Source organism: Streptomyces sp. AMJ-169 (genome assembly GCF_055597585.1).
Window position 1 is genome coordinate 247,222 of record NZ_JBVLTJ010000004.1, and the last position, 22,774, is coordinate 269,995.

Annotated in this window: 24 protein-coding genes; 12 read left to right on the forward strand and 12 right to left on the reverse strand. The window is 73.3% G+C overall.

Annotated features, from left to right (window positions below):
* Positions 1–4: 4 nt before the first annotated feature.
* The gene (locus tag ACYUD3_RS12085; protein WP_470967891.1) at positions 5–1,303 is read right to left on the reverse strand and encodes an MFS transporter; all 1,299 of its coding nucleotides are present in this window, start codon (positions 1,301–1,303) and stop codon (positions 5–7) included.
* A gap of 59 nt (positions 1,304–1,362) precedes the next feature.
* Entirely contained in the window at positions 1,363–2,763 is a 1,401-nt protein-coding gene (locus ACYUD3_RS12090) for a M20 family metallopeptidase (RefSeq protein WP_470967893.1), read from the reverse strand.
* A 125-nt stretch (positions 2,764–2,888) separates the two neighbouring features.
* Here ACYUD3_RS12090 and ACYUD3_RS12095 point away from each other — a divergent pair, with 125 nt between their 5' ends.
* The 3 genes from ACYUD3_RS12095 (at position 2,889) to ACYUD3_RS12105 (ending at position 4,847) form a co-directional block, all read left to right on the forward strand.
* The gene (locus ACYUD3_RS12095; RefSeq protein ID WP_470967895.1) at positions 2,889–3,782 is read left to right on the forward strand and encodes a LysR family transcriptional regulator; all 894 of its coding nucleotides are present in this window, start codon (positions 2,889–2,891) and stop codon (positions 3,780–3,782) included.
* A 115-nt stretch (positions 3,783–3,897) separates the two neighbouring features.
* On the forward strand, positions 3,898–4,251 hold the full coding sequence (locus tag ACYUD3_RS12100) for a non-heme iron oxygenase ferredoxin subunit (protein WP_470967898.1): 354 nt from the start codon (positions 3,898–3,900) through the stop codon (positions 4,249–4,251).
* Positions 4,251–4,847: a TetR/AcrR family transcriptional regulator gene (locus ACYUD3_RS12105; RefSeq protein WP_470967900.1), complete on the forward strand. Its 597-nt coding sequence runs from the start codon at positions 4,251–4,253 to the stop codon at positions 4,845–4,847. The genes ACYUD3_RS12100 and ACYUD3_RS12105 overlap by 1 nt, the downstream gene beginning before the upstream one ends.
* 46 nt (positions 4,848–4,893) lie before the next feature.
* On the opposite strand, the gene ACYUD3_RS12110 is transcribed toward ACYUD3_RS12105, so the two are convergent.
* Positions 4,894–6,204, reverse strand: a complete 1,311-nt coding sequence (locus ACYUD3_RS12110; protein WP_470967903.1) for a hypothetical protein — start codon at positions 6,202–6,204, stop codon at positions 4,894–4,896.
* Between the two features lie 321 nt (positions 6,205–6,525).
* Between ACYUD3_RS12110 and ACYUD3_RS12115 the strand changes: the two genes are divergently transcribed.
* Entirely contained in the window at positions 6,526–7,374 is an 849-nt protein-coding gene (locus ACYUD3_RS12115) for an SDR family NAD(P)-dependent oxidoreductase (RefSeq protein WP_470967906.1), read from the forward strand.
* Positions 7,375–7,493: 119 nt separating this feature from the next.
* Here the strand turns inward: ACYUD3_RS12115 and ACYUD3_RS12120 are convergent, their stop codons facing one another.
* Both ACYUD3_RS12120 and ACYUD3_RS12125 read right to left on the reverse strand, forming a co-directional pair.
* Entirely contained in the window at positions 7,494–8,183 is a 690-nt protein-coding gene (locus tag ACYUD3_RS12120) for a TetR/AcrR family transcriptional regulator (protein WP_470968501.1), read from the reverse strand.
* A complete protein-coding gene (locus ACYUD3_RS12125) occupies positions 8,170–8,625 on the reverse strand; it encodes a DUF1569 domain-containing protein (RefSeq protein ID WP_470967908.1) in 456 nt (151 codons plus the stop codon). The genes ACYUD3_RS12120 and ACYUD3_RS12125 overlap by 14 nt, the downstream gene beginning before the upstream one ends.
* Before the next feature lie 58 nt (positions 8,626–8,683).
* On the opposite strand from ACYUD3_RS12125, the gene ACYUD3_RS12130 reads away from it, so the two are divergent.
* Together ACYUD3_RS12130 and ACYUD3_RS12135 are read left to right on the forward strand one after the other, a co-directional pair.
* Positions 8,684–10,117 carry an aldehyde dehydrogenase family protein gene (locus ACYUD3_RS12130; protein ID WP_470967910.1) on the forward strand — a complete coding sequence of 478 codons (1,434 nt, stop codon included), beginning with the start codon at positions 8,684–8,686 and terminating at the stop codon, positions 10,115–10,117.
* A gap of 49 nt (positions 10,118–10,166) precedes the next feature.
* Positions 10,167–10,490 (forward strand): antibiotic biosynthesis monooxygenase family protein, encoded by a 324-nt coding sequence (locus ACYUD3_RS12135; protein WP_470967913.1) that lies wholly within the window; start codon positions 10,167–10,169, stop codon positions 10,488–10,490.
* A gap of 124 nt (positions 10,491–10,614) precedes the next feature.
* Here the strand turns inward: ACYUD3_RS12135 and ACYUD3_RS12140 are convergent, their stop codons facing one another.
* Complete coding sequence (locus tag ACYUD3_RS12140) at positions 10,615–11,580, reverse strand: pirin family protein (RefSeq protein ID WP_470967915.1); 966 nt, start codon at positions 11,578–11,580, stop codon at positions 10,615–10,617.
* 84 nt (positions 11,581–11,664) lie between these two features.
* On the opposite strand from ACYUD3_RS12140, the gene ACYUD3_RS12145 reads away from it, so the two are divergent.
* The 3 genes from ACYUD3_RS12145 (at position 11,665) to ACYUD3_RS12155 (ending at position 13,052) form a co-directional block, all read left to right on the forward strand.
* Positions 11,665–12,159, forward strand: a complete 495-nt coding sequence (locus tag ACYUD3_RS12145; RefSeq protein WP_470967918.1) for a MarR family winged helix-turn-helix transcriptional regulator — start codon at positions 11,665–11,667, stop codon at positions 12,157–12,159.
* The gene (locus ACYUD3_RS12150) at positions 12,156–12,611 is read left to right on the forward strand and encodes a MarR family transcriptional regulator (protein WP_470967920.1); all 456 of its coding nucleotides are present in this window, start codon (positions 12,156–12,158) and stop codon (positions 12,609–12,611) included. The genes ACYUD3_RS12145 and ACYUD3_RS12150 overlap by 4 nt, the downstream gene beginning before the upstream one ends.
* 84 nt (positions 12,612–12,695) lie before the next feature.
* Positions 12,696–13,052 (forward strand): tetratricopeptide repeat protein, encoded by a 357-nt coding sequence (locus ACYUD3_RS12155; protein WP_470967923.1) that lies wholly within the window; start codon positions 12,696–12,698, stop codon positions 13,050–13,052.
* Positions 13,053–13,161: 109 nt separating this feature from the next.
* On the opposite strand, the gene ACYUD3_RS12160 is transcribed toward ACYUD3_RS12155, so the two are convergent.
* Positions 13,162–14,565 carry a PepSY-associated TM helix domain-containing protein gene (locus tag ACYUD3_RS12160; RefSeq protein WP_470967925.1) on the reverse strand — a complete coding sequence of 468 codons (1,404 nt, stop codon included), beginning with the start codon at positions 14,563–14,565 and terminating at the stop codon, positions 13,162–13,164.
* 262 nt (positions 14,566–14,827) lie between these two features.
* On the opposite strand from ACYUD3_RS12160, the gene ACYUD3_RS12165 reads away from it, so the two are divergent.
* A complete protein-coding gene (locus ACYUD3_RS12165; protein WP_470967927.1) occupies positions 14,828–15,472 on the forward strand; it encodes a peptide deformylase in 645 nt (214 codons plus the stop codon).
* Between the two features lie 157 nt (positions 15,473–15,629).
* Here the strand turns inward: ACYUD3_RS12165 and ACYUD3_RS12170 are convergent, their stop codons facing one another.
* Positions 15,630–17,048, reverse strand: coding sequence for a dihydrolipoyl dehydrogenase family protein (locus ACYUD3_RS12170; protein ID WP_470967929.1), 1,419 nt, complete (start codon positions 17,046–17,048; stop codon positions 15,630–15,632).
* A 117-nt stretch (positions 17,049–17,165) separates the two neighbouring features.
* Between ACYUD3_RS12170 and trxA the strand changes: the two genes are divergently transcribed.
* On the forward strand, positions 17,166–17,549 hold the full coding sequence (gene trxA, locus ACYUD3_RS12175) for a thioredoxin (protein WP_470967932.1): 384 nt from the start codon (positions 17,166–17,168) through the stop codon (positions 17,547–17,549).
* A 66-nt stretch (positions 17,550–17,615) separates the two neighbouring features.
* On the opposite strand, the gene ACYUD3_RS12180 is transcribed toward trxA, so the two are convergent.
* The 3 genes from ACYUD3_RS12180 to ACYUD3_RS12190 all read right to left on the reverse strand — a co-directional run bounded on the left by ACYUD3_RS12180 (position 17,616) and on the right by ACYUD3_RS12190 (position 21,082).
* On the reverse strand, positions 17,616–19,052 hold the full coding sequence (locus ACYUD3_RS12180) for an aldehyde dehydrogenase family protein (protein ID WP_470967935.1): 1,437 nt from the start codon (positions 19,050–19,052) through the stop codon (positions 17,616–17,618).
* Positions 19,053–19,284: 232 nt separating this feature from the next.
* A complete protein-coding gene (locus tag ACYUD3_RS12185) occupies positions 19,285–20,337 on the reverse strand; it encodes a LacI family DNA-binding transcriptional regulator (RefSeq protein ID WP_470967937.1) in 1,053 nt (350 codons plus the stop codon).
* A 73-nt stretch (positions 20,338–20,410) separates the two neighbouring features.
* Positions 20,411–21,082, reverse strand: a complete 672-nt coding sequence (locus tag ACYUD3_RS12190; protein WP_470967939.1) for a TetR/AcrR family transcriptional regulator — start codon at positions 21,080–21,082, stop codon at positions 20,411–20,413.
* Positions 21,083–21,201: 119 nt separating this feature from the next.
* Here ACYUD3_RS12190 and ACYUD3_RS12195 point away from each other — a divergent pair, with 119 nt between their 5' ends.
* Positions 21,202–21,765, forward strand: coding sequence for an NAD(P)H-dependent oxidoreductase (locus ACYUD3_RS12195; protein ID WP_470967941.1), 564 nt, complete (start codon positions 21,202–21,204; stop codon positions 21,763–21,765).
* 63 nt (positions 21,766–21,828) lie between these two features.
* Here ACYUD3_RS12195 and ACYUD3_RS12200 read toward each other — a convergent pair whose 3' ends face one another.
* Entirely contained in the window at positions 21,829–22,710 is an 882-nt protein-coding gene (locus ACYUD3_RS12200) for an LLM class F420-dependent oxidoreductase (RefSeq protein ID WP_470967943.1), read from the reverse strand.
* Positions 22,711–22,774 lie beyond the last annotated feature (64 nt).

Sequence of the window (22,774 nt, forward strand, 5' to 3'; positions counted from 1 at the left end):
CCCCTCAGCGCAGCCCGCCCACCCGCGCCGCCGCCCCCAGCGCCGCCAGGCTCAGCAGCGCCGTCGCCAGCAGGTAGTACCCCGGCGCGACGGCCGATCCGGTCGCCTCGGTGAGCGCGGCGGCGATGGTCGGCGTGAAGCCGCCGAAGAGGGCGACGGTCGTGTTGTAGCTGAACGACAGCCCGGTGGCCCGCGCCCGCACGGGGAACGCGTCGGCCATCACCGACGGCAGCGTCCCGAAGTACGCGGCCTTCAGCAGCCCGAGGACGGTCGTGCACACCGTCAGCGTGAGGAAGGAGGGTGACGCGGTGAGCCACAGGAAGAGGGGGACGGTCGCGGCGCCGATCAGCAGCGCGGCCGGGACCATGATGCGCAGCCGCCCGTAGCGGTCGCCGAGGAGTCCGACGAACGGGGTGACGAAGGTCAGGACGGCCCCGGCGATGAGCAGCGCGGTGAACGACAGCGAGTCGTCCAGGCCGAGTTCGCGGATGCCGTAGGTCGGGAGGTACTGGAGCATGAAGTTCAGGGCCGTCGAGACGACGAGGACTCCCCCGGCGATCAGCAGTCCCCGCCAGTGGTCGCGGAAGACGGTCACCAGCGGGGACTTGGGCGGCTCCGCCTGCTCCGAGGCCTGCTCCAGTGCCGGGGACTCCTCGACGTACCGGCGCACGAAGTAGCCGACGGGGCCGATGAGGAGGCCGAAGACGAAGGGGACACGCCAGCCCCAGGCGTCCATCTGGGCCGTGGTCAGGGTGGCGGTGAGCCCGGCCGCGAAGCCGGCCGCCATCAGCGTGGACAGCCCCTGGCTCGCGAACTGGAAGCTGCCGAGGAAGCTCTTGCGCCGCTCGTCCTGTTCGACGAGGAAGGAGGTCGCGGCCCCGAACTCCCCGCCGGCGGCGAAGCCTTGGAGCAGCCGGGCGACGACGACACCGATCGTGGCGCCGATGCCGAGGGTGTCGTGGCCGGGCATGACGGCGAGCAGCAGCGTGCCGAGCACCATGAGCCGGATCGACAACATCAGTGCTTTCTTGCGGCCGTTGCGGTCGGCGTAGCCGCCCAGCAGGAGTCCGCCGAGCGGGCGGATCAGATAGGTCACGCCGAACACGGCGTAGGCCTGGACGAGTTGGACGCCCGGGTCGCCGCCGGGGAAGAACGTCCTGCCTATGTGCGCGGCCATGAGCGCGTACACGACGAGGTCGAACCATTCGAGGGCGTTGCCGATGCTCGCGGCGGCGATGGCGCGGGTGCGGGCCCGGGAGGCGGGGGCGGCGGTCTGGGCGGGCTGGGTGACGGGAGCGGTCATGGAGGGTCCTTCCGGCGGGCGGGGACGGGGGCCGGACAGGTGCGGGTGCGGCAAGTGGCTTACCGGCGGCCGGAGTTAATGGGTACGCGGTCCGGCAGCGGGTGCTCCTCGTCCGGGTTGCCGAGCGCGTGGAACAGCCCCGCCGCGAGGAGCAGCCCCTCGCGGGCGACGGACGCGAGGAGGTGTTCGTCGGGGGCGTGCTGGCGGCAGCCGGGGTAGGAGTGGGGCAGCCAGAGGGTGGGCAGGCCGAGGACGTCGGTGAAGACGTGGTTGGGGAGGCCGCCGCCGATGTTGGGCAGGACGGTGAGCGGGCGGGGTGAGACGCGCTCCAGGGCGGCGCGGGCCCAGTGGACCCAGGGGTCGTCGAGCGGGGTGCGGCTGGCGGGGTAGCCGCCGGTGACCGTGACGTCGACCATGGGGTAGCCGTGGCTCGCGAGGTGCGCGGCGAGGGTGCCGGCGAGGCCCTCGGTGCGGGTGCCGGCGACGTGGCGGAGCTGGAGGACGGCGCGGGCGCGGCCGGGGATGGCGCCCACGGGGTGGTCGGGGTCGGCGGCGCCGAGGGCGAGGACTTCGAGGGTGTTCCAGGCGTAGAGCCGTTCGGCGGGGGTGAGTCCGGGCTCGCCCCAGTGCGGGTCGCTCTCCACTTCGACGTCGGCGAGGGCGGCGCGGACCTCGGGGCCGACCGGTGGGGGCAGCAGCTCGGGGACGAGGATGCGGCCGTGGCCGTCGACGAGGGTGGCGATCGCGCCGGCGAGGGTGGTGGCGGGGTTGCGCAGGACGCCGCCCCAGTTGCCGGAGTGATGGGCGCCGGGGCGCAGATCGGCGTCGAGGACGAGCTGGACGCCGCCCCGGGCGCCGAGGAAGAGGGTGGGCGCGTCGGCGGCGAGGCGCGGTCCGTCGGAGGCGACGAGGACGTCGGCGGCGAGCAACTCCTTGTGCCCGGCGGCGAATTCGGCGAGCCCTGGGGAGCCGGTCTCCTCGCCGGTCTCGAAGAGGAACGTCAAGTTGAAGCCGAGGCTGCCCTGTTCGGCGAGGAGGAGGCGCAACGCGGTGAGGTTGACGAGGTGTTGGCCCTTGTTGTCGGCGGCGCCCCGGCCGTACCAGTGGTCGCCGTCGGCGGTGAGCGTCCAGGGGTCGCGCCCCTCGCTCCAGCGGCCGGCCTGGCCCTCGACGACGTCGGCGTGGCCGTAGACCAGGACGGTCGGCAGCTCGGGGGCCTCGGTGCGGCGGCCGACGAGGAAGGGGCCGCCGGTGGGGACGGGGTTGTCGTGGCGGGTGGTCGCGCAGCCGAGGGCGGTCAGGGCGGGGGTGAGGACGTCGGCGAGGTATGCCTCCACGGCAAGGCGGCCCTCGGGGCGGGCACTCTCCGTGGCGTGCGCGACCATGGCGGCCAGCTCGGTGAAGAAGGCCCCGGAGTCGATGAACTCCTCGGCGGCGCGGAGCAGTTTCGTGGGCGTCACGAGGTGTCCTCCAGAAGGTGAGGGAGCCGTCGCAGCAGCAGATTAGGCCGGTTTCCCGGCGGCGACCATTGCCGTTTGTGACGCCCTGCGTGCTAATTTCGGCAACCCTGGGACGGGAGGGCCCGATGCTGATGCTGCCGGTGAGTCTGGCGTATTTCCTGGAGGTCGCCCGGGCCGGTTCGGTGACCGAGGCGGCGCGGGCGCTGAGCGTCGCGCCGTCGGCGGTGAGCCGGCAGATCGCCAAGCTGGAGTCGGGGCTGGGGGTGGCGCTGTTCGTGCGGCATCCGCGCGGGATGACGACGACCGAGGCGGGCGCCCGGCTGCTGGCCCACGCCCGCCGCGCGGAGGCCGAATCGGCGGCGCTGGTCGAGGAGTTGCGGACGGGCCGGGGGTCGGCGGCGCGCAGTGTGACGGTGGCGTGTTCGGAGGGGTTCGCGCAGCGGCTGGTGCCGGACGCGATGGCCGCGCTGCGGCGGGACCATCCCGAGGTGGCGTTCCGGCTCGACGTGGTGCCCCGGCAGGAGGCGACGCGGCGGGTCGTGGAGGGGGTCGCCGATGTCGCCGTCACCTATGCGATGGGGCCGCAGGCCGACGTGCGGGTCGAGTGCGCCGCCGTCGTGCCGCTGACCGCCGTCGTGCCGCTCGGGCATGAGCTGGCGGGGCGGGAGCGGGTGGGGCTGGCGGAGCTGTGCGGGTATCCGCTGGCGCTGGCCCCGCCGCACACCAGTCAGCGTGAACTCTTCGACATCGGCGCCCGGTTGGAGGGGCTGACCGTGCGGCCCGCGCTGGTCTGCGACGCGCTGGCCCCGCAGCACGCCTTCGTCCGCGCGGGCGGCGGCATCGCCCTGCTCGGCGACCTCGGCGAGCCGCGCGACGCGGGTTTCGCGTACGTCCGCGTCGACCACCCCGTCTTCCGCCAGCGCGAGGCGCAGGTCCAGACGGCGGCCGTGCGGCGCCCCTCGTGGGCGGCGAGCAAGTTCGTGGAACTGCTGGTCACGGCGTTGCGGAAGGTGCACTAGGGCCACGGTAGTAGGCCCATCCGCCCACCCGGTTCGGTCCCCGGACGCATTCCGGCCGCAGCCGCGCGCCGCTACCTTGGCCCCCAGTCATCCCCGCACAGCCCCGAGGAGACCGGTGCGCGACGACGGTTTCAGCTACCTCTGCCCGTTCGGGACGCTGGAGGAGGACGTGCCCCGGCGGTTCGGGACGGCGGGGGTCGCGGTGACGCTGGTGCGCACGCGGGGTGAGGTGTTCGCGATCCACGACACGTGCTCGCACGGCGCGGTCTCCCTGGCGGAGGGCGAGATCACGGTCTCCCCCTCGGAGGGCGAGGTCACGGTGTGCGCCCTCACCTGCTGGCTGCACGGCTCCCGCTTCGACCTCCGCTCCGGCAAACCCCTCGACCCCCCGGCGACCCGCCCGGTACCGGTGTATCCAGTACGGGTCACCGACGGGAAGGTGTACGTCCGTCTGCCCGGGGCGAGTTGATGGACGCGGCCCACCCCCGGCGCGCCGACGCCGCCCGCAACCGCCTCCTGCTGCTGGACGCGGCGCGCCGGCTGGTCGCCGAGCAGGGGGCGGCGCACGTGACGATGCAGGCGGTCGCGCACGAGGCGGGCGTCGGCAAAGGCACCCTGTTCCGCCGCTTCGGCGACCGCGACGGACTGCTGCTCGCCCTGCTGGAGGAGGCCGAGGCGGGCTTCGCCGAGGCGTTCACGCAGGGCCCGCCGCCACTGGGCCCGGGGGCGCCGCCCGCCGAACGGCTGACGGCGTTCGGGCACGCCCTGATCGACCGCGCCACCGACGAGTCCGACCTGGGCGCGGCGCTGGGCCGCGAACTCCTCCCCTGCCACCGGCACGCCTCCCGCACGGCCCACGACTTCCACCGGCACGTCTCAACTCTCCTGCGGGAAGCGGGAGTCGAGGGCGACCACGACATGCTCGCGTACGCGCTGCTGGCCTTCACGAGCTTCGAGACGATCGACCACCTGACCCGTACGAGCGCCCTGCCGCCGGCGTTCCTGCGGGCCACGTGGACGGACATGGTCCGCAGGGTGGTCCGGCGGGAGGCTGAACTCGCCTGAGCGGCAAGCCACTTGGGCTCACCGGCGGCTACGCCACGCGCATCCGCTAGCCGCTGCGCCGCTTGGCCGGCCACGCCGCCCGCGCCCGCTCCAGCAGGCCCGCGACGGTCCGCTGGCGGGCGTGCGGGCGCAGTCGGGCGATCAGGCTCCGCAGGCGTTCGTCGACCCGGGCGCTGTCGACCTGGCCGCGCAGTTCGAGGAAGTCGTGGCCGGCGGCGCAGGCGCGGTCCAGGTTGCCCAAGTCCAGCTGGACGTCGGCCAGTTCGGCCAGGTATACGGCGCGTGAGCGGCGTTCGTCGGCGGGCCGCAGCCGTGCGGAGCGCTCCAACGCCCCTGCCGCGCCCCGGAGATCACCGCGCGAACGCCGAACGGCCGCTTCCTGTACGGCGAGCGCCCCGGCGTGGAAGCCCCCGACGGGTGTCTGCGAACCGCCGTCGCGCTCCAGGCACCGCTCGGCGACCACGAGCCGGGACACGCACCCGCCCTCCCCCACCCCGGCCTGCGCGACCGCCAACTGGCCGAGGTAGAAGGCGTGTTGCGAGGCGGGCGCGTACCGCACCCCGAGCCGTGCCGCCTCCTCGGCCAGCTCGCGCGCCTCCCGGAAGTGCCCCGACCCGTACGCCTGGACACTCAACCCCCTTAAGGCGAGGGCGTATCCGGCCCGGTCCCCGTTCTCCCGGGCCAGCCCGGCGCTCGCGAGATACAGCCGCTGCCCGTCGGCCTGGCGTCCGCAGTCGTAGGAGAGGAAACCGCACAGGTAGGCCAACTGGGCGGCGACCGCGAGGAGTTCGCGGCGGACGGCGGGTGGGGGCGAACCGCGTAACCAGGGCAGGAGGGTCGTGGCGAGGAAGCGGCGCAGCGGTTCGCGGACGGCTCCGGCGCCGAAGGTGTCGTCGTCGCGGGAGAGGACGGCGAGGAGGTGGCGGGCGGTGTCGACGTGCGCCATGCCGACCGGGACGGCGGAGACGGCCCGACTCCCCTGCCGTGGCTGCCAGTTGGCCTCGGCGAGGGCGCCCGGCGCGTACGTGCCCACGCTGTCGGCGCCGTGCAGTATCCCGTCGAGGAGGGTGACGCCGTCCGGGCCGGTGAGCGGGAGTTCGGGGCCGGTGAGTCCGGTCTCGGTGGCGCGCAGCCGGCGGCCGAGCCGGCGGGAGAGGGCTTCGGCGGCGAGGTGCGGGGCCGGCGGGCGGGGGCGGGTGCCGGCCAGCCAGTGGGCGACGGAGGTGCGGTCGTAGTGCAGCGGTACGCCCTGTGCGGTGCCGAGGGCGTTGACCTCGCGGGCGAGCCGGGCGCCGGACCAGCCGGCCTCGGCGAGCAGGGCGCGCAGCGCCCGGTTGGGGGTGCGCAGGGTGCGCATCGTGTCAACTCCGGTGGGGGATACGGACGTTCAACGTCCGGTTGGGTTCAACGTCCCGGCCGGCGGCGGGGTGTGCCGGGCGTGGTCGCTGTCAGGCAGGCTCAGGGTGCGGCCACGGGGGCGGTCGTGCGCAGTGGGCATGGACGGCGCGTTCGGCACGGGCGTGCGCCTGTTGCCGGGGGCGGGGCCGTCGGCGTCCGCTGCCGGGGGTGGGCGGCGCTCGGATGCCGGTCGCCGCGCGGAGAGCCCTTTCCCGAGCCCTTCTCGGAACAGCGCAAGTCCCGTCGTACAGAACCTTGTTCGGATCCGGAGAGGACTCTCATGCCTGCATCACTCGATCTGTTCCGTCTCGACGACGCGCGTGCGCTGGTGACCGGTGCTTCGCGGGGGATCGGCAAGGCGGTCGCGGAGGGGCTCGCGGAGGCGGGCTGCGATCTCGTGGTCACCGCGCGGACGACGGCCGCGCTCGCGGAGACCGTCCGCGCGGTGGAGGAGCGCGGGCGCAAGGTGACGGCGCTGGCCGGGGATCTGGCCGACGGGCCCGGGGTCGCGGCGGAGCTGGTGGACCGGGCGGCCGACGCGCTCGGCGGACTCGACGTCGTCGTGCACAACGCGGGCGTCACCCCGCCCGCGCCCGACGGCTCCATCATGCTCGTGCCGCTCCAGGATCTGCCGCAGGCGGCCTGGGACTCGGTCATGGCCGTCAACCTCGACGCGACGGGCGCGATCTGCCGGGCCGCCTTCCCCTACCTCGCCGAGTCGGACCGGGCCAGCCTGATCCTGATGTCCTCCACGGCCGGCCTCCTCGGCGCCCCGCACCTCGATTCGTACGCCGCCACCAAGGCCGCCCAGATCTCCCTCGCCCGCAGCCTCGGGGTGGGCTGGGCGCGGCAGGGCATCCGGGTCAACGCGGTGTGCCCCGGGTGGACGCTGACGGACATGACGACGTTCGCGAGCAGTGACGGGGTGCTGTCCGAGTGGCTGATGGGCCATGTCCCGGCCGGGCGCTGGGCGGCGGCGGAGGAGATGGTCGGCCCGGTCCTGTTCCTCGCCTCCCCCGCGTCGTCGTACGTCACCGGGCACGCGCTCCTCGTCGACGGCGGAATCTCGGTGCCGGACGGAGGCCTCGCGGGTTACCCGAAGTCACCGTCGCCGTTCGCGGGGGCGTGAGCGGCGGTCCCTGAGGAGCGGCGGTGCTTTGAGCGGCGGCTCCTGGTGCTTTGCGCGGCGGCTCCTGGTCCTTTGCGCGGCGGCCCCCGAGGAGCGCGGCGGCCCCGAACCGCCGCCGGCTAGCCCCCGGAACCCCCGGCCGTCGCCCCCACCGCCCGCAGCACGAACGGCAGCAGCCGGTCCGCCTCCTCGGCCGCCGCCTGTGGTTCGGTGGGGTGGGCGGTGAGGAGGAAGCGGCTGAACATGGGGCCGATGACGACGTCGGCGACCAGGTCGAGGTCGGGTACGGGGGCCAGCTCGCCCCGGGCGGCGGCCCGGCGTACGGCCTCCTCGGTCCGCTCCCGCACCGGGCGCATCAGGGCGTCCGTGAGCGCCTCGGCCAGCGGGACGTTGTGGGCGGCCTCGCCGATCAGCGCGCGGATCAGCCGGCCGCTGCGCCCGGTGAGGCTCGCCGCCTTGTCGTGCAGGAGGAGGCGCAGGTCGCCTTCGAGGGTGCCGGTGTCGGGGCGGGCCGTGAGGTCCTCGCCGAACACGGCGGCTGCGGCGAGGACCATTTCCTCCTTGGAGGACCAGCGGCGGTAGAGCGTGGCGGTCGAGACCCCGGCCCGCGCGGCGACCGCCGCCGTCGTCAGCCCGCCGTACCCGCTCTCCGCGAGCACCGCACAGGTCGCTTCGAGAAGGGCACGGTCCCGGGCGGCGTCACGGGGGCGGCCTCGGCGGGGTTGCGGGGGGACGGCGGGCGGGGGTTCTTGAGCTGCGCCCGCTTCTCCTAGAGGCCCAGCCCCCTCCTCCCCCTCACACCCCTGCATCAGCCAGCCCAGGAAGATGCTCGGCAAGGTGATACGCGTGCAGCGCCGCGAACTCCTCGTGCGTGCAGCGCCCGTACGCCGGATGGAGCGCGTGCGGGCCGGTGTGCGCGGTGAACAGGCTTACGGCGGACGCGAGTTCAGCGGCGGCCTCCGTCGCCGGGACGGCGGGGTCCAGCGGCGGGGCGCCGTCGATCTCGGCCGCCAGGGAGTGCTTCATCGCGCCCCTGCTCAAGAAGACCCGCTTGGCCAGCGCGCCGGCGGTCGCGCGGAAGAGGGCGGGCTTGAGGCGGGGGTAACCGGTGACGGAGTAGCGGACCGTCTGGGCGCAGTGCTGGAGGGTCTGGGAGAGGTTCCAGGCGCTGCCGCGCTCCAGGAGTTCGCTCTCGGGGCGGCCGAGGGAGTTCTGGAGGCGTCCGGCGAGGTCGGTGAGGGGGGCGGTCATGCGTTGAGGATACACATATACGAAACGAAAGCTTTTCGTTTCGGATACCCTCGGTAGCATGCCCTCAGAGCCCAGCACCGCCGTCCTCGCGGGCGCCGACGCCGCGACGACCGTCTCCCGCCTGCACGCGACCTTCGCCACCGGCCGCACCCGCCCGCTCTCCTGGCGCAAGGCCCAACTCAACGCGCTACGACGACTCCTGATCGACCGTCAGGAGGAGCTGGCCGCCGCGCTCCACACGGACCTCGGCAAGAGCCCGCTGGAGGCGTACATCTCCGAACTCGGCTTCGTCGTCAACGAGATCGACCACACCCTGCGCCATCTGAGCCGCTGGCTGCGCCCCCGCCGGGTCGCCGTCCCCCTGTCGCTGGCCCCGGCCCGCGCGCGGACGGTCCGCGAGCCGCTGGGCACGGTGCTGATCATCGCCCCCTGGAACTACCCCCTCCAGCTGGCGCTCGGCCCGCTCGTGGGGGCGCTCGCCGCCGGCAACTGCGCGGTCGTCAAGCCGAGCGAGCTGGCGCCCGCGACGTCCGCCGCGCTCGCGAAGTGGCTGCCGCGCACGCTGGACGCGGACGCGGTGACCGTCGTGGAGGGCGGGGTCCCGGAGACGACGGCGCTGCTGGAGCAGCGTTTCGACCACGTCTTCTACACCGGCAACGGCACGGTCGGCAGGATCGTCATGACCGCCGCCGCCCGCCATCTCACCCCGGTCACCCTGGAGTTGGGCGGCAAGTCCCCCGCGGTCGTCGAGCCCGGCGTCAACCTGGCGACCGCCGCGCGCCGCATAGCCTGGGGCAAGTTCATGAACGCGGGCCAGACCTGCGTGGCCCCGGACTATGTGCTGGCGATCGGCGACACGGGACCGGCCATCGAGGCCGAACTCGCCTCCGCGGTAAGGGAGATGTACGGCGAGCGCCCGGCGGAGAGCCCGGACTACGGCAGGATCGTCAACGAGCATCACTTCGAGCGGCTGATACGACTGCTGCCGGACGACGCCCAGAGCTCAAGCGACTCCGCCGGCCGTACCGTCATCGGCGGCGACCACGACAAGGCCACCCGCTTCATCGCCCCGACGATCCTCGCCGACGTCTCCCCCGACTCCCCCCTCATGCAGGAGGAGATCTTCGGCCCCCTCCTCCCCGTCGTCCGCGTCCCCGACCTCGACGCGGCCATCGCCTTCATCACCGCCCGTGACAAGCCGCTGGCCCTGTACGCGTTCGTCGGCTCGGCCCGTTCCAAGCGGCGGCTGGAGAGCGAGACGTCCTCCGGGGCGCTGGCCTTCGGGCTGCCGAACGCCCATCTGACCGTCCCGGGGCTGCCGTTCGGCGGGGTCGGGGAGAGCGGGGTGGGCCGCTATCACGGCCCGCATTCGATCGACACGTTCAGCCATCCGAAGGCGGTGCTCGACAAGTCGCTGCTGCTCGACACCCTGCGGCTGGCGTATCCGCCGTTCAGCAAGGGAAAGGAGCGGATTCTGCGGCGCCTGCTGTAACAGGGGGGTGGCGCACCGCTGGGGCGGGCCGGGCAGGCAGGATAGGGGCATGAGCGTAGTCAAGATCAACGTACTGACCGTCCCGGCCGAGCAGCGGGAGATCCTTGAGAAGCGGTTCGCGTCGCGGGCGCACGCCGTGGAGAACTCGGACGGCTTCGAGTGGTTCGAGCTGCTCCGCCCGGTCGAGGGCACCGACACCTACATGGTCTACACCCGCTGGCGCGACGAGGCCGCCTTCCAGGCCTGGATGGAGGGCCCGATGAAGCAGGCCCACCAGGGCGGCCCCGAGGGCGAGCGGCCCAAGCCGGCCGCGGCGGCGTCGGAGCTGTGGTCCTTCGAGGTCGTCCAGTCGGCGGGCCCGAAGGGGCAGTAGTCCTGGCGGACCGCTGACGACAGGTGCCTCCCGTACGTCCGGACGGGGGGCACCTCCGCGTTCTCCGGGACCCTCTTCAGAGCGGCCCCTTCCAAGTAAGTAAGCCCTCTTCAGAGTGGCCCCCTCAGCGCACCCGCCCCCGTGGTTTCAGCGGCACCGCCGGCAGTGCGGGCGCCGGCAGCCGCTCCCCGTCGTACCCCTTGACCTCCCCGAACCGGATCCCGTCCGCCCAGTCCGCACGGGCCTGCTCGATCTCCGCCTGGGAACGGCCGATCCAGTTCCAGAACATGACCAGCTCCTCCTCGAAGGGCTCACCGCCCAGGAGCATGAGACCGGCGTCGGTGGCCGCGCGGACGGGGAGTTCGGTGCGCCCGCAGCCGAGGTAGAGCATCGAACCGGGCAGCACGGGCACACCGTCGACATGGGCCTCGCCGGACATCGAGAGCACCGCGTACTCGAAACCGGGCTCCAGCGGGAGGCGTACGTCAGTGTCCTGGGCGAGGGCGAGATCGGCGCCGACGATCGGGGTGTACGCCGTACCGGGCGAGGTCGCACCGTCGAAGGTGCCCAGGATCAGCGTCGCGGTCAGGCCGGGGGCCGTGATCTGAGGAAGCTCGGCATGGTGCTCGAAGTGCGGCTCGGTGTGCCGGTCACTGTCGGGCAACGCGACCCACAACTGGGCGCCGTGCAGGAACCGGGCATGCTGCTTCGGGCTCTCCTCGGAGTGGCTGATCGCCCGCCCCGAGGTCATCAGGCCCAGCTCACGCGGCCGGATGGTCTGGAGACTGCCGGTGGAGTCACGGTGCAGCACCTCCCCCTCGTGCAGCCAGCTGACCGTCTGGAGCCCCATGTGCGGATGCGGCGGCACCTGCATCCCCGGCTCATCAGCGATGTCGTCAGGCCCGTAATGATCGACGAACGCCCAGGCCCCCACCATCCGCCGCCCCAGATTGGGCAGCAGCCGCCGGACCTCGGTGGACCCGCCCAGCTGAACGCGCCGGGGCGTCAGCAGCTCACGGACAGGCTCGGCCACGACGAACCCACGGCCGCCGCACACACTCGGCACCGGCGCACGATCAAGGTTGCTCATGAGGCCTAAACCTAGCCCTGCCGGAGGCTTTCCGTCAGCGGACCGCACGCCGACCCAAATAGTAGCCATGGACATTACCGGCTCATGAGCCCCCGGATCTCCGAACAGGCCACACCCGGCTATCTGATGTGGCGGCTGGCCAACAAATGGCGGGTCGCTGTAGACCGCGCGGTCGCCCCGCTCGGCCTCACCCACGCCCAGTACGCCCTCCTCGCCTCCCTGCACGGCATGCGCCGCGCCGACGCCCGCCCCAGTCAGCGTCAACTCGCCGACCACACTGGCCTGGAGGCCCTGTACGTCTCGAAACTCGCCCGTGCCCTGGAGTCCGCGGGGCTCGTCGAGCGTACGAAGGACCCCCGCGACCCGCGCGCGGTCCAGCTCGACCTCACCCCCGAGGGCCACGAGGTCACCGGGCGCGCCATCACCGTCGTACAGCGGCTGCTGGACCAGTTGCTGGCCCCGCTCGGCGGCCAGGACGGCGAGCGGGCGCGGGTGTTCAGGAGCGAGCTGACGACACTGCTCGGCACGCCGCTCACCCTTTCCGGCGAAGCCGCCACCATCCACGAGGAGCCGGCATGACCACCTCCCCTCAGAGCCGCAACATCGCCCTCGCCCACTACGCGGGCCGGGCGGTCCTGGAGAGCGTGCTGCGCCGCCGGCACGGGCTCGTCTTCCTGGAACAGATCGTCCTGCGCACCGCCGCCACCGCCGAACAGCCGGTCCACCCCGACGAGTTGACCGCCCGCGTCACGGCCGCCCTCAAATGCGCCCCGGCCGAGGCCCGCACCGCGCTCGACGAGCTGGCCGACAGAGGGCTCCTCGCGTACGACCAGTACGACCACCCCGGCGCGGCGACCGTCACCCTCACCGACTCCGGCCTCGCGCTGCACACCACCGTCACCGCCGAGACCGGCACCGCCAGCGCCCGGATCTACGCCGACATCCCCGAAGCCGACCTCGCGGCGGCCGAGCGGGTGCTGACGCTGGTCAAAGAGCGCGCCGACGCGGAGCTGACGGCGCTCGCCGGCTGAGCCCCGCGCGGAATATCCGGCCGACGCGGCCCGTTATCGGTCGCACAAAGCTCGACAGACCCGGCAGGATCGGAGGAGGCGGCAGTGGACACGGCATACGACAGCGCTTACTACACCCACGGCACCCAGGCGGACCGCTGGGAGCGGGGGCGGTTGTTCTTTGAGGCCAAGGATTATGCCGCTGCCGCGCGGGTGCTGGTCGGGCTCGTCGAGGAGGTGCCGGAGCAGACCGGGCCCCGGCTGCTGCTGGCCCGTGCCTACTATCACTCCGCCCAACTCCAGCGTGCCGAGAGCGAGTTGCGGGTGATCGTCGAGCGGGACCCGGTCGAGCACTACGCCCGGCTGATGCTGGGCCGGACGCTGGAGCGGCAGGGGCGGCGGGCGGAGGCCGCGCCTCATCTGCGGCTCGCGTCCGCGCTCGCGGGGGACTTCGAGGAGTGACCGGCTAGGCCGTCGGGGGCGGTCAGCGGGAAGGGAGGGCGGCCGTCGATCGTACGATCATCGGCCCACCCTCCCCTTCGCTCCGCCTCCCTTTCGCTCCCCCTCCCCTCTACGCCCCCACCCTCCGCAACCCCCTCCGATACGCAACCTCCCCCAACACCACATCCACCACAACGAATCCAGCCAGCGGAATCCCCAACAGCGGCACGAAATAGCCGAGTACGGCGACCGCCGCCATCAACGGCACCAGTACATAAGGCGGAACCTGCGCCCACGCCCCCCGAGGGATCGGCCGCCCGAACGCCTTCCCCCTCCCCCGCTGCCACCACATCCGGTACCCGAGCACGATCAGCGCGATCAGCGCCCCCGCGAGCAGCATCAGCGCGATCTGGTTGACCAGCCCGAAGAGAACGCCGGTGTGCAGATCGATGCCCCAGCGGGTCAGCTTGGCGAGCACGGGGTAGTCGGCGAACCGCACGGTGTCGGTGACCGTACCGCTGGCGGGGTCGACGGCGACGGCGTCCTGCTTCTCGGGCCAGCTGCGCTGGATCTGCCGTACGACGTACCCGGACCCGGCGTCGGCAGGGGGCACGATCTCGACCGGGTCGGACAGGCCCTGCGCGCGGGCCGCCGCGAGGACCTTGTCGAGGCCGACGCCGTGTTCACCGCTGCCCCCGGACGCGGCGGCCGAGCCGTGCCCGGCGTGTTCGCCGCCGGAGACGGCCGCGGAGACCGACGGGGTGGCCTGGCCGAGGGAGGTGCGCAGGTCCTCGACGTTGGCGCCCGCGTACGTCGACCAGGTCAGGCCGGTCGCGGAGAGGAAGAGGAAGCCGAGCGCGGCCCAGGCGCCGAGCGTGCCGTGCAGGCCGAGCGTGCGGCGGCGGCCGGTCGTACCGCGCAGCTTGCGGCGGGCGCGGCGGCGGGAGAACCACAGGACGAGGCCCCCGGCGGCTATCACCCACAGCCAGCTCGCGGCGAGTTCGCTGTAGAGGCGGCCGTTCTCGCCGAGGTGGAGATCGCGGTGGAACTCGTCGATCCAGGTGCGCAGCGGCAGCGCGCCCGTCGCGCCGTACTGCTCCAGGGCGCCGCGGACCTCGCCGGTGTAGGGGTTCACGAAGACCGCGAGGGTGTGGCCCGCGGTGACGCCGTCGACGCCGGAGAGCAGGACGCGGGTGGTGGCGCCGGGCTCCGGGGACGGGCGCACCGCCGAGACCGAACCCTGCGGGTGGGCCTTGCGGGCGGCGGCGACCTGGGCGGAGACGGGGAGCTGGGTCTTGCCGACGGGGACGGTCAGCTCGTCCGCGTACACGATCTTCTCGGCCTGGAAGGACGCCGCGTACAGCAGCCCGGTGGTGGCGGCGACCAGCAGGAACGGGGCGACCAGGAGGCCGGCGTAGAAGTGCAGGCGCAGCACGAGGGGGCGCAGGGAGGTCCAGGCGCCGCGCGGTTTCACGGCCGGGGCCTGAGCGGGCTCGGTCGCCTCGGGCGCCTCGGGCGAGGGGGCGGTCGACATCGGGAGCGGTCTCCGGGTTCGGGGAGGGGACGGGGAGCGAAACGGGGAACAGGAAACGGGCGGGGCGGTCCAGCAATAGGGGCGGTCCAGCAATAAGGGACGGGCGGTCCAGCGATAGGCATAGCGGTCATCCAGCAGTCGCCCAGTGCAGGCGTTGCGGTCCAGTAGTCGGCCCCGGCCCCCCACAAGTTCCCGCGACTTCAAGTGACCCCCGTCACACCACCCCCCGCCACATCCTCCCCCGGCATGGCATCCTGGCGCGATGGCATCTCCCAGCAATCGCCCGCCCCTTGCCGAACAGATCGAGCAACTCCTCGCCACCGAGGGCCCGTTGCCCATCGTCGCGGCCGGTGAACCGGTCCTGCGCGCGGGCACCGGGCGGTACGAAGGCCAGCTCGACGCCGCTCTCCTCGCCCGCTTCGTCGAGGCCATGCGCGTCACCATGCTCGCCGCCCCCGGCGTGGGCCTCGCCGCCCCGCAGGTCGGGGTCCCGCTGCGGATCGCCGTCATCGAGGACCCGGCGACCGTCCCCGACGAGATCCGCGAGGCCCGCGCCCGCGCCCCGCAGCCCTTCCGGGTCCTGGTCAACCCGTCGTACGAGGCCGTCGGCGCCGCCCGTGCGACGTTCTACGAGGGGTGCCTGAGCGTCCCCGGCTACCAGGCGGTCGTCGCCCGGCACGCGGAGGTCCGCCTCATCGCCGAGGACGAGCACGGCGCCCCGGTCGACGAGGTCTTCTCCGGCTGGCCCGCGAGGATCGTCCAGCACGAGACGGATCATCTCGACGGGCAGCTGTACCTGGACCACGCGGAGCCGCGCTCGCTGGCGGCGAACCAGGTCTACGCGGAACGCTGGGCCCAGCCGGTGCCGGTGGCAGCAGCCAAGGAGCTGGGGTTCGAACTGCCGTAGCAGGCGGACGACTTGGGGCTCGCCTCGCGTACGGCACCGGCCGCGAGGCGAGCGCCCCGAAGAGACCGGCGCCCTCGAAGGAACCGGTCTCCCCGCGCCCCCAAGAGGCGGCTGCGCCGCCCATCGGCACAGCCCCGCAGCTTGCCGCCCCTCCCCCCTACCTCCCGTCCCGGTACCCCTCCAGCAACCTCAGCCACACCTCACTGATCGTCGGATACGCCGGCACCGCGTGCCACAGCCGGTCCACCGGGACCCGCCCCGCCACCGCGACCGTCGCCGAATGGATCAGCTCCCCCACCCCGGGCCCCACGAACGTCACCCCCCGCAGGATCTCCTCGTCGAGGTCGACGACCATCCGCGCCCGCCCCTTGTACCCGTCGGCGTACAGCCCCGCCCCGGCGACCGACGAGAACTCCACGTCCACGGCCCGCACCCGGTGCCCCGCCGCCGTCGCCTCCGCGAGCGTCAGCCCGGCCGACGCCGCCTCGGGGTCGGTGAAGACGACCTGCGGGACGGCGTGATGGTCGGCGGTCGCCTCGTACGGGCTCCAGGCGCCGCCCGCCGCCTCGCGGCCGTCCGCCAGGGCCCGCGCCCGCGCCGCGATCGCCGCGCCCGCGATCCTGGCCTGGTACTTGCCCTGGTGGGTGAGGAGCGCGCGGTGGTTGACGTCACCGACCGCGTAGAGCCAGTCCGTTCCAGTGACCAGCAGACTGTCGTCGACGTCGAGCCAGGAGCCCGGGGTGAGCCCGACGGTGTCGAGGCCGATGTCGTCCGTGCGCGGGGCGCGTCCGGTCGCGAACAGGATCTCGTCGGCCGGGATGTGCTCACCGCCCTCCAGGACGACGCCCTCGCGGCTCACCGACGCCACCGACACGCCCGTACGGATCACCGCGCCCGCCTCGGTGAGCGCCTCGGCGACCAGTTCGCCCGCGAAGGGCTCCATGCGGGGCAGCAGGCCCCCGCTCCGGACGAGGACGGTCACCTGGGAGCCGAGTGCCTGGTAGACGGTGGCCATCTCGGTGGCGACGACTCCGCCGCCGACGACCACGAGCCGTGCGGGGACGCTGTGCGAGCTGGTCGCCTCGCGGCTGGTCCAGGGGGTGATGCCGGCGATGCCGGGAACCTTGGGGACCGCCGCGCCCGTCCCCGTCGAGACGGCCACCGCGTACCGCGCGGTCAGCGTCTTCTCCCCGACCGTCACCGTCCGCTCCCCGGCGAGCCGCCCGTGCCCCCGGTGCAGGTCCGCGCCGATGCCCTCGATCCACGCGACCTGGCCGTCGTCCTTCCAGTCGGACGTGTAGTGGTCCCGGTGGGCGAAGACGGCGGCGGCGTCGAGCGGGCCGCGCACCGCCTCCCGCAGTCCGGGCACCCGGCGCGCGTCGGCGCGTGCGATCACCGGCCTGAGCAGGGCTTTGCTGGGCATGCAGGCCCAGTACGAGCACTCGCCGCCGACCAGTTCGCTCTCGACGACCGCCACGCTGAGGCCCGCCGCGCGCACCCGGTCCGCGACGTTCTCCCCCACCGGCCCGGCGCCGAGCACGATCACGTCGTAGGCAAGGTTTTCCGTTTCCGTCATGGGGCCAGTCTGGTGGGTGGCGTACGGCCGGGCCACATGGGTAGGGGCGCGGAATACGCCCGGGCCCGGCTGCGTTGGCGGGGACGGATGACACCCATAGGGAAGAGGTTGGACCAGATGAGCACCGTCGAACTCACGAAAGAGAACTTCGACCAGACGGTCACCGACAACGAGTTCGTGCTGATCGACTTCTGGGCGTCCTGGTGCGGGCCGTGCCGGACGTTCGCGCCCGTCTACGACAAGGCCGCCGAAGCCAACCCCGACCTCGTCTTCGGCAAGGTGAACACCGAGGAGCAGCCCGAGCTGGCGCAGGCCTTCGGTATCCAGTCGATCCCCACGCTGATGATCGTCCGCGACCAGGTCGCCGTCTTCGCCCAGCCCGGCGCCCTCCCGGCGGCGGCCCTGGCCGACGTCATCGGCCAGGCCCGCGAGCTGGACATGGACGAGGTCCGCAAGGCGGTGGCGGCGGAGAAGGCGAAGGCGGGCCAGGGCGGCGAGTGAGCCACCTTTCGGATGCGAGGCTCCCGGGCGCGCCGGCCTCAGAAGTGAATCGCCCCGGCCTCAACCTCAGAAGGGGTAGCCCGCCACTTCCCCGCGCACGGTCGTCCAGCGCAGCTCGGTGAACGCCTCCAGGTTCGCCTCGCCCCCGAACCGCGCGCCCGTCCCGGACGCCGCGAGCCCGCCGAAAGGCGCCACGGCCTCGTCGTTCACCGTCTGGTCGTTGATGTGGACCATGCCGGTCGGTATGCGCTCGGCGAGCGCGAGGCCCCGGGCGGTGTCGCGGGTGAGGATGCCCAGGGAGAGGCCGTAGGCGCTCGCGGCGGCGAGGGCGGCGGCCTCCTCCTCGGTGCGGAAGGGGCGTACGGGCGCGACCGGTCCGAAGACCTCGTCCGTGTAGGCGGGGGTGTGGTCGCCGGCGTCGGCGAGGACGGTCGGGCGGTAGAACAGGTCCTCGTACGTGCCGCCCGCGGCGAGTTTCGCGCCGGCCGCCGTGCTGGCCTCGACCAGGGCGTGGACCTTGGCGAGCTGGCCGGCGTCGATGAGCGGGCCGAGGTGGACCTCGGCGCGGTACGGGTCGCCGACGGCCATCGCGTCGGCCTTGGCGGCGAGCCGGTCCACGTACTCCTCGTACAAGGAGGCGTGCACCAGATGGCGGCCGGTGGTCATGCAGATCTGGCCCTGGTGGAAGAAGGAGCCCCAGGCCGCGGCGGAGATCGCGGCGTCGAGGTCGGCGTCCTCGAGGACGATCAGGGCGGAGTTGCCGCCGAGTTCGAGGTGGGCGCGTTTGAGGTGGCGGCCCGCGCTCTCGCCGACGGCCCGGCCCGCGCCGGTGGAGCCGGTGAAGGAGAGGACGGGGACGAGCGGGTCGGCGACCAGGGCGGCGCCGGTGTCGGGGCCGCCGGGCAGGACGTGCAGCAGGCCTTCGGGGAGTCCGGCGGCGGCGAACACGGCCGCGAGGAGGTGGCCGCCGCTGACGGCGGTGCGCGGGTCGGGTTTGAGGAGGACGGCGTTGCCGAGGGCGAGCGCGGGGGCGACCGAGCGGATCGACAGGATCAGCGGGACGTTGAACGGCGCGATGACGCCGACGGCGCCGGCCGGGACCCGGCGGGTGTAGGAGAGGCGGGGTTCCTCGCTGGGCAGGACCTGGCCGGTCGGGCGGGAGGCGAGGGCGGCGGCCTCGTAGCACTCCTGGGCGGCGACGCGCAGTTCGAAGTCGGCCTTGCCGGGGATCGAACCGGCCTCGCGGACGAGCCATTCGCGCAGTTCGGGGGCGTGCGCGGTGAAGAGGTCACCGGCCGCGCGGAGCACTTCGGCGCGGCGGGGGTGCGGGGCGCGGGCCCAGCCGGGCTGGGCGGCGCGGGCGGCCCGGGCGCTCGTGGCGACGTCCCCGGGCGCGGCGAGCCGGAGGCTGCCGAGGGCCTGTCCGGTGGCCGGTTCGGTGACGGTGTGGTCCGGTCCGGTCAGCGCGGGCGACTGCCAGGTGCGGGGGTCGAGCAACGGCATGGCGGCTCTCCGATCGACGGCCCTGGGGGCGTACGAGGCGGCTGCACATCCCAAGGCCGCGCGGGTCGAGGCAGCGCGCTCCCCAGACCGCACAACTCCTGGGCCGCACGCCCCAGTTGGTTGAGCCCGCAACATCGTAGCCAGGGCGGCGGGGTGGTGACAGGGGTCGGCCGGACTCCCTCGGGATCAGTGTCGGCCGGGCAGTGTCAGCTCAACTCCCTCGGAACCGGTGTCAGCTCGACTCCCTCGGGATCAGCTCGATGCCGAGCGTGTCATGGGAGCCTCCCGTGAAGCCGCACGGCGTCCGGACCGCGCGGTCCATCAGGGCGGCGAGGTCGTGTCCCGCGGGGAGGCGGAGGGAGACGGTGGTGAGGCGGGGGCGCAGCAGCCGGCCGAGGAGGAGGTCGTCGGCGCCGACGAGCGCGGTGTCCTCGGGGACGCGTACACCCCGGTCCTGGAGGGCGCGCATCAGCAGCATGGCGTACTCGTCGTTGTAGGCGAACACCCCGTCGAGCCCCAACTCCGGCCAGTGCTCGACGAGTTGCGTGGCCGCGTCCTCGGTGAGGGTGATCGGCAGCTCGGTGACGGACACGCCGGTGCCGGCCAGCTCCTCGCGGACTCCGGCGAGCCGGGGCAGGGAGAACGCGTCCATCCCGGGTTCCAGGGGGACGACGACCCCGATCCGGCGTCTGCCGCGCTCGTACAGATGCCGGGCGGCGAGCCGGCCCACGATGCGGTGGTCGAGCGTCAGCGTCAGCGCCCCGGCGACGGGCCGGTCGCTCATGACGACGACGGCCCGCGCCCCGGAGCGCTTCAGCACGGCCACCCCTTCGGCGCCGATCGCGGTCCCCGGCACCAGCACCCCGACGGGCCGCAGCTCGGCCCAGGCGCGTACGGCGTCGGCGCCGTCGAGGACGCTGGCGCCGTACTGGACGACCGTGTAGTCGAGGTGGCTGACGGCCTGCTGGAAGTCGTGCACGAAGGCGCTGTAGAGGGGGCCCGCGGGGACGCTCGGGGCGGGCATCAGGACGAGTCTGCTGTGGCCCGCGCGCAGGCTGCGGGCGCCGGCGTGCGGGACGTAGCCGAGTTCGCGCGCCGACTCCTGGACGCGGCGGCGGGTGGCCTCGCTGATCCGGACGGCGCTGGTGTTGTTCAGCACGTAGGAGACGGTCGCCCGGGAGACCCCGGCGTGGCGGGCGACGTCGGCGCTGGTGGGCACGGGACGCGACACCGGCGGTTTCGTCGGCGCGGGCGTGTTCGGTATCTGCACCATGACGTCACGCATCTTGGCAGATCCTGTGAACGGATCTTCAGGCGGGTGAGGGGAGTGCGCGCCGCCTCGGCAACGGGCGTTCCGGTCAGACCGTTTGAGCGCCGGTCACTCTCTCGACGAGGTCGCTCCACCCGGCTTCCAGCCGTTCCAGCGGCGCCCCGCACTGGCGGGTCATGTGGTGGACCAGGGAGGGGTCGAGGCAGCCCATGAGGGTGTGGGCGAGGAGTTCGTGGTCGGCGGCGGGGACGGCCTGGCGCAGCAGGAGGACCACGTGGCCGTGCAGGACGCGGCGGGCCGGGAAGGCGTGCCGGCGCTCGGGTCCGGGGACGGCGGCCAGCTGGAGTTCGAGTTCGTCGGCGGTGCGGCGCAGCAGGGCGTGGCCGAAGGCGCGCAGCCGTTCGGCGGGGGGCGCGCCGGGGCCGAGCGGCGGGGGTCCGGCGAGGAAGGCGGCCTGGAACTTGCGCTCGGAGTGGTCGAGGAGGGCGGCGAGCAGGCCCGTGCGGTCGCCGAAGCGGCGGAAGACGGTGCCTTTGCCGACGTCGGCCGCCGCCGCGACGGCCTCCATGGTGACCGCCGCGGCGCCGTGCTCGGCGACCAGGCGGGCGGCGGCGTCCAGCAGCCGGGCGCGGTTGCGCGCGGCGTCCGCCCGCAGGCAGGGCTCGTCCTGGCCGGCGCCGAGCTGGAGCAGCTCGGGCTGGCCGAAGGGGGTTTCGGCGGTGCTTTCCGGCAGGTGGAAGGGCGGCAGGCTCGCGGACATGAACTCAGCGTAAAGCACCGGGAATGAAACTGGACCGTGGTCCGCTTAGGGTGGTAGAAAGTTAAACGGACCTCGGTCCGGATCGTTACGGCTCTGTTTCAGCACTTCTGGAGTTCCCCATGTCTGTTCGTATCCTCGCCCTCGTCGGCAGCCTTCGCTCCGGCTCGACCAACCGCCAGCTCGCCGAGGCCGCCGTCAAGGTCGCCCCCGAGGGTGCCGAGGTCGTCCTCCACGAAGGACTGGGCGACATCCCGTTCTACAACGAGGACGTCGACGTGGAGGGCAGCGTCCCGGCCGCCGCCGCCGAGCTGCGCGCCGCCGCCCAGGGCGCCGACGCCTTCCTCCTCTTCGTCCCCGAGTACAACGGCACGATCCCGGCCGTCCTGAAGAACGCCATCGACTGGCTGTCGCGCCCCTACGGCGCCGGCGCCTTCGGCGGCAAGCCGGTCGCCGTCGTCGGCACCGCGTTCGGCCAGTTCGGCGGCGTGTGGGCGCAGGACGAGACCCGCAAGGCCGTCGGCATCGCGGGCGGCAAGGTCCTGGAGGACGTCAAGCTGTCGATCCCCGGCTCCCTGACCCGCTTCGCCGAGACCCACCCGTCCGACGACGCCGAGGTCGTGGGCCAGCTGACCGAGGTCGTCGAGCGCCTGCACGGCCACGCGGGCGAGACCGTCGCCGCCTGACCCGTACGGGAGCGAAGAGGGCCGGAGCTGTTCAGCTCCGGCCCTTTCGTCATGCCCGATGTCTCAGTCCAGCTCCGCCAGCCGCGGCGCCACGTTTCCGGCGAAGCTCTCGATCCACCCGGCGGCCGGCCCGATCCGGGGTCCGATGATCACCGTCTCGATGCCGAGCTTGCCGTACCCGGCGATCTCGCCGAGGAACGCGTCCACGTCACCGGCGCTCGCGGCCTCGCCCATGTACGTGATCGTCTTCGTGATCGCGTCGTAGTCCCGGCCCTCCCGCTCGCAGTGCCCGCGCAGCACGTCCAGCTTGTGCCGGACGGACTCCGGGGAGGAGGCGAAGAGGTTGCAGGCGCCGGCGTACTGCGCGACGAGCCGCAGGGTCTTCTTCTCGCCCTCGCCGCCGATGAGGATCTCCGGGTGCGGGGCGCTGACCGGCGCGGGCACGTTGAGGGCCTCGGCCAGCCGGTAGTGGGCGCCCTCGAAGGGGCCGTTGTTCTCCGGGTCCCACATCTGGAGGCAGATCCGCAAGGTCTCCTCCAGCCGCTCGAACCGCTCGGCGACCGGCGGGTACGGCACGCCGAGCCCTTCGTGCTCGCGGTCGTACCAGGCCGCTCCGATGCCCAGCCAGGCCCGGCCGCCGGACAGGACGTCCAAGGTGGTCGCGATCTTCGCGAGCAGGCCCGGGTGGCGGTAGGTCACGCCGGTCACCAGCGCGCCGAGGCGCACGGTGGAGGTGTGGGCCGCCAGGTAGGCGAGGGTCGTATAGGCCTCCAGCATGGGTTCCTCGGCGCCGCCGTTGAACTCCATCTGGAAGTAGTGGTCCATCACCGACAGCCGGCTCACCCCGGCCGCCTCCGCGGCTCTGCCGGCGGCGGCCAGCTCGTCGCGGAGCCCGGCGGGGCCCCTGGGGTGGTCGAACCGGTTGAGGTGTACACCGACACGCATGTCCGTCTCCGCTCGTTCGATGTGACGGACGCTAGGCGCTGGAGCGCTCTCGAAGTCAAGGGAG

Coding starts and splice junctions, on each gene's coding strand:
- ACYUD3_RS12135 (WP_470967913.1), top strand. CDS start 10,167: ATGAGCGTAGTCAAGATCAACGTACTGACCGTCCCGGCCGAGCAGCGG.
- ACYUD3_RS12115 (WP_470967906.1), top strand. CDS start 6,526: ATGCCTGCATCACTCGATCTGTTCCGTCTCGACGACGCGCGTGCGCTG.
- ACYUD3_RS12130 (WP_470967910.1), top strand. CDS start 8,684: ATGCCCTCAGAGCCCAGCACCGCCGTCCTCGCGGGCGCCGACGCCGCG.
- ACYUD3_RS12200 (WP_470967943.1), bottom strand. CDS start 22,710: ATGCGTGTCGGTGTACACCTCAACCGGTTCGACCACCCCAGGGGCCCC.
- ACYUD3_RS12085 (WP_470967891.1), bottom strand. CDS start 1,303: ATGACCGCTCCCGTCACCCAGCCCGCCCAGACCGCCGCCCCCGCCTCC.
- ACYUD3_RS12195 (WP_470967941.1), top strand. CDS start 21,202: ATGTCTGTTCGTATCCTCGCCCTCGTCGGCAGCCTTCGCTCCGGCTCG.
- ACYUD3_RS12105 (WP_470967900.1), top strand. CDS start 4,251: ATGGACGCGGCCCACCCCCGGCGCGCCGACGCCGCCCGCAACCGCCTC.
- ACYUD3_RS12170 (WP_470967929.1), bottom strand. CDS start 17,048: ATGACGGAAACGGAAAACCTTGCCTACGACGTGATCGTGCTCGGCGCC.
- ACYUD3_RS12185 (WP_470967937.1), bottom strand. CDS start 20,337: ATGCGTGACGTCATGGTGCAGATACCGAACACGCCCGCGCCGACGAAA.
- ACYUD3_RS12165 (WP_470967927.1), top strand. CDS start 14,828: ATGGCATCTCCCAGCAATCGCCCGCCCCTTGCCGAACAGATCGAGCAA.
- ACYUD3_RS12095 (WP_470967895.1), top strand. CDS start 2,889: ATGCTGATGCTGCCGGTGAGTCTGGCGTATTTCCTGGAGGTCGCCCGG.
- ACYUD3_RS12160 (WP_470967925.1), bottom strand. CDS start 14,565: ATGTCGACCGCCCCCTCGCCCGAGGCGCCCGAGGCGACCGAGCCCGCT.
- ACYUD3_RS12180 (WP_470967935.1), bottom strand. CDS start 19,052: ATGCCGTTGCTCGACCCCCGCACCTGGCAGTCGCCCGCGCTGACCGGA.
- ACYUD3_RS12145 (WP_470967918.1), top strand. CDS start 11,665: ATGAGCCCCCGGATCTCCGAACAGGCCACACCCGGCTATCTGATGTGG.
- trxA (WP_470967932.1), top strand. CDS start 17,166: ATGAGCACCGTCGAACTCACGAAAGAGAACTTCGACCAGACGGTCACC.
- ACYUD3_RS12110 (WP_470967903.1), bottom strand. CDS start 6,204: ATGCGCACCCTGCGCACCCCCAACCGGGCGCTGCGCGCCCTGCTCGCC.
- ACYUD3_RS12190 (WP_470967939.1), bottom strand. CDS start 21,082: ATGTCCGCGAGCCTGCCGCCCTTCCACCTGCCGGAAAGCACCGCCGAA.
- ACYUD3_RS12125 (WP_470967908.1), bottom strand. CDS start 8,625: ATGACCGCCCCCCTCACCGACCTCGCCGGACGCCTCCAGAACTCCCTC.
- ACYUD3_RS12150 (WP_470967920.1), top strand. CDS start 12,156: ATGACCACCTCCCCTCAGAGCCGCAACATCGCCCTCGCCCACTACGCG.
- ACYUD3_RS12120 (WP_470968501.1), bottom strand. CDS start 8,183: ATGCAGGGGTGTGAGGGGGAGGAGGGGGCTGGGCCTCTAGGAGAAGCG.
- ACYUD3_RS12140 (WP_470967915.1), bottom strand. CDS start 11,580: ATGAGCAACCTTGATCGTGCGCCGGTGCCGAGTGTGTGCGGCGGCCGT.